Annotated in this window: 5 protein-coding genes; 4 read left to right on the forward strand and 1 reads right to left on the reverse strand. The window is 71.2% G+C overall.

What is annotated here, in order from left to right:
* The coding region (locus NQ160_RS18225; RefSeq protein ID WP_257516545.1) for a carbon starvation CstA family protein at window positions 1–1892 on the reverse strand (1892 nt) is incomplete at its 3' end.
* 205 nt (window positions 1893–2097) lie between these two features.
* On the opposite strand from NQ160_RS18225, the gene NQ160_RS18230 reads away from it, so the two are divergent.
* The 4 genes from NQ160_RS18230 to NQ160_RS18245 all read left to right on the forward strand — a co-directional run.
* Complete coding sequence (locus NQ160_RS18230; protein ID WP_257516546.1) at window positions 2098–2445, forward strand: GNAT family N-acetyltransferase; 348 nt, start codon at window positions 2098–2100, stop codon at window positions 2443–2445.
* Window positions 2442–3428 (forward strand): pirin family protein, encoded by a 987-nt coding sequence (locus NQ160_RS18235; RefSeq protein ID WP_257516547.1) that lies wholly within the window; start codon window positions 2442–2444, stop codon window positions 3426–3428. The genes NQ160_RS18230 and NQ160_RS18235 overlap by 4 nt, the downstream gene beginning before the upstream one ends.
* A gap of 114 nt (window positions 3429–3542) precedes the next feature.
* Window positions 3543–4094: an ECF transporter S component gene (locus NQ160_RS18240; protein WP_257516548.1), complete on the forward strand. Its 552-nt coding sequence runs from the start codon at window positions 3543–3545 to the stop codon at window positions 4092–4094.
* Window positions 4095–4163: 69 nt separating this feature from the next.
* A partial coding sequence (locus NQ160_RS18245) for an energy-coupling factor ABC transporter ATP-binding protein (protein WP_374113675.1) occupies window positions 4164–5023 on the forward strand: 860 nt, incomplete at its 3' end.

Raw genomic sequence — 5023 nt, forward strand, 5'->3', positions numbered from 1 at the left:
GCGGTGATCGTGACGACCGCCGTGAATCCCAGCGGCAACACGATGATCCACAGCCACTTCGCGTAGCTCTTGCCCCGCTTGGCGACGATGGCCAGCACCACGGCCAGCGCGATGGCGGCCAGCAGCTGGTTGGCGATGCCGAACAGCGGGAAGAACGTGTTGATGCCGCCGAGCGGATCGGTCACGCCGAGGATCAGGATCGCGCCCCAGCCGGCGACCATGACCCCGGTGCAGATCCACACCCCGGGTCGCCACGACACGTCGCGGAACTTCGGGATCACCACCCCGATCGAGTCCTGCAGCATGAAGCGGGCCACGCGCGTGCCGGCATCCACGGCCGTCAGGATGAACAGCGCCTCGAACATGATCGCGAAGTGATACCAGAACGCCATCATCGCCTGGCCGCCCACGGCCTGCTGCATGATGTGCGCGAGGCCGAGCGCCAGGGTCGGAGCGCCGCCGGTGCGGGAGATGATGCTCTCTTCGCCCACCGCCGCGGCGGTGGAGGTGAGCATCTCGGGCGTGAGGTTCACACCCGACAGCCCCAGCCCGTTGACGAAGGCGACCGCGCCCTCGACGGTGCCGAGGGTCGCCGCGGCTGAGGCGTTCATGGCGAAGTAGATGCCGCGGTCGATCGAGATCGCGGCGACCAGGGCCATGATCGCCACGAACGACTCCATGAGCATGCCGCCGTAGCCGATGAAGCGCGTCTGGCGCTCCTTCTCGATGAGCTTCGGCGTGGTGCCCGACGCGATCAGGGCGTGGAACCCCGACAGGGCGCCGCACGCGATCGTGACGAAGAGGAACGGGAAGATCGGACCGGAGAAGACCGGCCCCAGCTCTCCGCCGGCGAACTCGCTGAACGCCGGCGTGGTGATCTCCGGGCGCACGAACACGATCGCAGCGGCGAGCATGACGATGACGCCGATCTTCATGAAGGTCGACAGGTAGTCCCGCGGCGCCAGCAGCAGCCATACCGGCAGCACCGCGGCGATGAAGCCGTAGATGATGATGCCGACCGCGATGGTCGTGCGGTCGAGGGTGAAGATCGCGGCGCCCCATTCGGTGTCGGCGATCCAGCCGCCCGCGACGATCGCTGCGATCAGCAGCACGAAGCCGATGATCGAGATCTCGGTGATGCGGCCCGGACGGATCCACCGCAGGTAGCAGCCCATGAACAGGGCGATGGGGATCGTCATCGAAACGCTGAACACGCCCCACGGGCTCTCGCCGAGGGCGTTGACGACGACCAGCGCCAGGATCGCCACGATGATGATCATGATGAGCAGAGAGGCGAGGATCGCCGCTGTGCCGCCGATGCGACCGAGCTCGTCCCGCGCCATCTGGCCGATCGTGCGGCCACCCCTGCGCATCGAGAAGAAGAGCACGAGGTAGTCCTGCACGGCACCGGCGAGGATGACGCCGACGATGATCCAGATCGTGCCGGGGAGGTATCCCATCTGCGCCGCGAGCACCGGTCCGACGAGCGGTCCTGCGCCGGCGATCGCGGCGAAGTGGTGGCCGTAGAGCACGCGGCGATCGGTGGGGACGTAGTCTTTGCCGTCCTGCCGGTACTCCGCCGGGGTCGCCCGACGGTCGTCGGGGCGGGTGATGTGCTTCTCGATCACCTTGGAGTAGAAGCGGTAGCCGATCAGGTACGTGCAGACGGCGGCGAACACGAACCAGATCGCGTTGACCGTCTCGCCGCGTACGACCGCGAGCATGACCCACGCGAGGCCGCCCAGCAGCGCGATCGCGGCCCACAGCAGGATCTTGGGCAGCGTCCAGCGCGCTTCGCGCTCGAGCTCGGCTTCGGGGACGGCGACGGGCGGAAGGTCGGCGGCGAGGGCCGCCGAGGAGCCGTCGGGGGGCGTCTGGGAACGAGAGGTCATCGGATCTCCTTGGGCACGCGACGTTGCGTCGGTCCACGGTAGAGATCGCGGCGGCGACTGCGTCCGGGCGGTGCCGAAGTCATGCGACGAACGGTCGAGGTTGCGCGACGAACGGCGGTACGCGCGCGAGGAACGGCTGCCCGCCGACCTCGCGGAACATCCGTCCACCCGCCTACGTTGGGACCACAGACCGGAAGGAGCCACCATGGCCCAGCTCGACACCCCCACCTCCGTGATGCGCGACGACACCGAAAGCCGCTACGAGATCCGTGTCGGCGACGTGCTGGCGGGCTTCGCCGGGTACGAACCTGACGAGCACGGCCGCCTGCGCTTCGACCACACCGAGATCGATCCGGCGTTCCGCGGGCGCGGACTTGCCACCACGCTCATCGCCGAGGCGATGACGGATGTCGCCTCCCGCGGCCAGGAGGTCGAGCCGCTGTGCCCCTTCGTCGCCTCCTATCTCAAGGAGAACGACGTGCCTGGCCTCACCGTGCACTGGCCGCTGGTGGCCGACCTCGGTCGCACCGATCCGGACGACGCCGACTCATGAGCCGCTGGGACGCCGAGGCCGCACCGGCCGACGCGTCCGCCGATGTGCCACCGGCTACCGGCCGAGACACCGGCGTGCTGCTGCTCGAGGCGCGGGAGGTGCCGCTCGGAGGCCTGCGCGCCATGCGGGTTCACCGCAGCCTGCCGCAGCGGCAGCTGCCGATGGTGGGTGCGTGGTGCTTCCTGGACCGCTTCGGGCCGCAGTCGACTGTGATGCGCGTCGAGCCCCATCCGCACATCGGCCTGCAGACGGTGACCTGGCCGCTCGCCGGCGAGGTGCACCACCGCGACACCGTGGGCAGCGACGTGATCGTGCGCCGTGGCGCGCTCGACCTCATGACCAGCGGCGCCGGCATCGCCCATTCCGAGTACTCCCTCGGCGACGACCCGATTCCCCTCGACGCGTTGCAGCTGTGGGTGGCGCTGCCGGAGTCGCGCCGACACGGCCCGCCCGCGTTCGAACAGCATGAGCGGCTCCCGCTGGTGACGCTCGGCGACGGGGCCGAGGCGACCGTCGTGATGGGCTCGTTCGCCGGCACCGCGTCACCGGCATCCGTCTACACCCCCATCGTCGGCGCGGAGCTGCGCCTGGACGCCGGGGTCCGCGTGCGCCTGCCCCTGGAGCGGGCATGGGAGCACGGGCTGGCGGGCGTCAGCGGCACGGTGCGTGTGCACCCCGATGGGCAGGATGCCGTCGACGTCGCGCCGCAGCAGCTGCTGTACGTCCCGCCGGGCGCTGCCGGGGTGGAAGTCACGACCGACGGGCCGGCGACGCTCTTCCTCTTGGGTGGGGAGCCCTTCGAGAGCGACATCGTCATGTGGTGGAACTTCGTCGGCCGCACCCACGAAGAGATCGTCGAGGCGCGCGAAGCGTGGGAGGCCGACTCCGATCGGTTCGGCCACGTCGTGGGACACGGCGCCGAGCGCGTGCCCGCGCCGCCCCTGCCGGGCGTGCGTCTCACCCGCCGACGGCGCCGGATCTGAGCGACGCTACGGCGGCAACCCGCCGCCCGCTCTGAGCGGACGCCGAGCGATCTCCGGGTTTTCTCCGGTCTCGCTCACGCCCGCCGCCAAGGCGCCGCGGGATAGCCTGGACCGGTGTCCACGGCATCCCGACTCTCGACGCGCGTTCTGCTGACCTGCGCGGCGATCGGCGTCGCCACCGGGATCATGGCCGCCATCGGCAGCTGGCTGACGCCGCTGGTGATCGCGAGCCTTCCGATCATCTACGGCATCGTCCTCGGCGTGCACGTGCTGCCAGGCATCATCGCCCAGGAGGCGCTGCGCCTGCCGTGGGTCGCGCTCCTCGCGCACCTCATGGCCGCCCTCGTCGGCGCAGCGATGGCGCCGCACTGGGCGCTGCGGTTCATCGGCACCGCCCTGCTGTTCGGCGGCATCCAGGAGCTCGTCGCCGCCGCCACCCGCTACCGGGTGTGGCAGCCGTGGCGCTTCTTCATCTCGGCGGTCATCCTCGGCGCCATCGTCGCTGTCGTCGTCGCGATGGTCGCCGACCTCGGCTCGATGGCGCCGTGGGCGCAGGTGACCTACCTGACCGTGTCGGTGCTGGGACCGGTGGCGTGGACGGCGGTCGGGCTCGCCGTGGGTCGCGGCCTGCGCAACGCCGGCGTCGCCCGCGCCGTCGCGCGCTGAGCGAACGCGATTGGCAGCGAAGTTAGGGCAGGCTACCTTGGGGAGGACCCCCTTCCCCCTGCACTCTGGATGCCTGTGACCTCCGCCCCCCGCGACGAGTCCGCCGCGTCCACCCCGGCGGCGCTGCCCGACCAGGCGCCGCCGCTGCTGCGGGTGCGCGACCTCGGCGTGCGCTACGAGGGCGCAGCCTCGTCGGCGCCGATCTCGGCGAGCCTGTCGGTCGACCCCGGCGAGGTGGTGCTGCTGCTCGGGCCGAGCGGGTCCGGCAAGTCGACCCTCGCGCTGACGCTGAACGGACTGATCCCGCAGGCGGTGCCCGCCGCGGTGACCGGGAGTGTGCGCGTGGCCGGACAGGATGCCGCCACCACCCCCGTCGCCCGCCTCGCGAGCCGCGTGGGCATGGTCTTCCAGGATCCCGACGCCCAGCTGGTGACGGGGACGCTTCTGGACGAAGTCGCCTTCGGGCCCGAGAACCTGCGGGTACCCGCCCCCGAGGTGCTGTCCCGCGCCGAGTCGGCGCTGCGCCGGGTGGGGCTGTGGGAGCGCCGCGCCGAGAACCCCGACCACCTCTCCGGCGGCGGCCGCCAGCGCCTGGCGATCGCCTGCGCGCTGGCGCTGCAGTCCGAGCTGCTGGTGCTCGACGAGCCGACCGCCAACCTCGACCCCCAGGGCATCGAGGAGTTCTACCGGGCGCTGGGGGACGTCGCCGCGACGGGCGACCGGGCGATCGTCTTGATCGAGCACAACCTGGATGCCGCGATCAGCCTCGTCGACCGCGTGGTCGTCCTCGACGCCGGGGGTCGCACCGTGATGGACGGGCCCGTCGGCGAGGTGCTGCGGGGGCGAGCCGCGGAACTCCACGACATGGGCGTGTGGCTGCCGACCGCGACCCTGGCGGCGCTGCGGCTGCGCCGCGCCGGGTACGCGCT

This window comes from Microbacterium sp. zg.Y909, assembly GCF_024626565.1.